This is a genomic window from Mycobacterium gordonae, from assembly GCF_002101675.1.
In the GTDB taxonomy this organism is placed as follows: domain Bacteria; phylum Actinomycetota; class Actinomycetes; order Mycobacteriales; family Mycobacteriaceae; genus Mycobacterium; species Mycobacterium gordonae.
Genome location: NZ_LQOY01000046.1, coordinates 1 through 1,880, shown reverse-complemented (window position 1 = coordinate 1,880; position 1,880 = coordinate 1). Strand labels below are relative to the sequence as shown.

Annotated in this window: 2 protein-coding genes; both read left to right on the top strand. The window is 62.0% G+C overall.

What is annotated here, in order from left to right; genetic code table 11:
• The first annotated feature begins 377 nt into the window (after nt 1-377).
• On the top strand, nt 378-1,166 hold the full coding sequence (locus AWC08_RS36340) for a hypothetical protein (protein WP_055576969.1): 789 nt from the start codon (nt 378-380) through the stop codon (nt 1,164-1,166).
• Nucleotides 1,167-1,291: 125 nt separating this feature from the next.
• A complete protein-coding gene (locus AWC08_RS08100; protein WP_231752361.1) occupies nt 1,292-1,594 on the top strand; it encodes a hypothetical protein in 303 nt (100 codons plus the stop codon).
• The last annotated feature ends 286 nt before the right edge of the window (nt 1,595-1,880 follow it).

The following is a 1,880-nucleotide window of genomic DNA, read 5'->3' as shown; positions in this document are numbered from 1 at the left end:
ACCCAGCCCGTTTCGCGGGCATTTTTATGTGAGGCATGGATCAATTTTCGCGGGCATATTTACATGAGGCATCACGGCCCCGACAACAGCGGAAAGCAGCGCACGCGCCGTAACGCGCGTCGTATTTCGCTCCCAACAATCGAGCCTGGCAACCCGTAGCGGCTGTCGCGTGCGCCCGGTGAGCCGAAAATCTGGACTCTGATTCGTCCTGTCAGCACCACACTGGAGTAGGGTCTGATTAGCGGACGCCGGGTGGGCATTTTCAGACCCGGAAAGGCGGTTCGGAACCCCAACTTCGGGTCTGTCGTTCGTAGTGACGCCTCAGCGGACACTCCAGGTGCCTTGAGAGGAGGCAGCCGAGCCTGGCCACTCCTAACATGAACGATGAATCGCACAGCGCGGCAAAGGGCACCCGCCAGGCCGAACAGGCTTCGTCAAGGGGTTTGGCCGCGCTGTCGCGTGTCACTTTCAGTGACTCCGACGTCGGCGAGATCTTCCGCGTCGCGACCGCCGCCGTTGGCAGTCTCGGGCCCTACAAAGTCGAGGCCAGTTACCGGTCGGTTGACGGCGAGTTCGTTCGCTTTCCACCATCCCAGCCGGCACACCCCGACATCGCACGGCACCGCGAGTCCGGCTGGGACGGGCTGGTCGACGTAAAAGACGGCCGGTGGGGGTGGGCGTTCCCGCTGAGCCACCGACGCGCCATCAACGGGTGTCTGGTGGTCAGCGCCGATACTGCACCGTCGAAAGATCAGATCCAGCTGTTGACCATCCTGGCCCAGCAGACCGGCGCCGCCCTGGCACATGCCGCACTGCATGACCGCGACTCCAGTAGCGCGGCGAAGCTGGAAAGGGCGAACGCCGATCTGGAGGTAGCGAATCGCGAACTTGTCACAACGGTGTCGCGGCTGCAGCAGCAGACGAACATGCACGAAGCATTGAGCACAGCGGTGGCCGCGGGTATGGGCGAGCAGGGTATTGCGGATGCGCTGTATGACCTGACGGGGCATTCGGTGGGTATCGAGGATCGGTTCGGCAACCTGCACGTACATGCATCTCCCAGTGAATACGCGATCCGACATCATCGGCGCGCGCATCGAGCAAGGCAAGACTGCTCGCTGAAACCCCCACCGGAAAATCGTAAGGGCACCTCAATAGGTTGCTGAGCAACAATTTTCGCCGCGCACCCGCTACCGCGCTACGGAAGACGGTGGGTCGTGTGGTGACGCGCTCTGGCGTGCTGACCAAGAGATTGACCACGGTGTCGCAAACGCGCCCTAGCATCAGCGCCATGCTTGGTTTCTGGGTTACCGCGTCGGCCGGATCGCTTCTCTTCGCGACGTTGACTGTTGAGACATACGTGAAGCGCCGATGGCCATCCCGCAGCACCCTGGGGCTGGGCGCGGTCGTTGGGCTCAGCGCCACCCTGTTCGCGTTCGTTGGTATCGGCGCCCTCGTCGAAGGCGCCCTTCACAGTGCGGCGTGGCTGCGCGACGACGAGATGGCGCTATGGGTCGGAATCCTGTGCCTCTGGTCCATCTTCGCGTTTGGCGCCCTCCGAGCAATCCCCTGGGTGGTCGCGCAGCGTGAGTGACGATGACAACGCACTTCTAGCTAGCGTGCTGGCCTGAACACTGAAATGTCCAGCAGCACAGCAGAAATGCGATTCAGGTTAACCATCCGCTCGAACAGTGAACACCTCATCGGCGACGCCTGCTAGGGCGGCGCGCGCATCGTCGAGATAGGTGAACATCGTCGCCCGACCCCTGCGTGCCAGGGTGAGTTGAGTCCAGTGGTTCATAGCAAACCGGCCTGATGCAGGGCGAGATACGGATCAACACGCCATGAGCAGTTCGATGATGACGTCGGTGCATGACAAT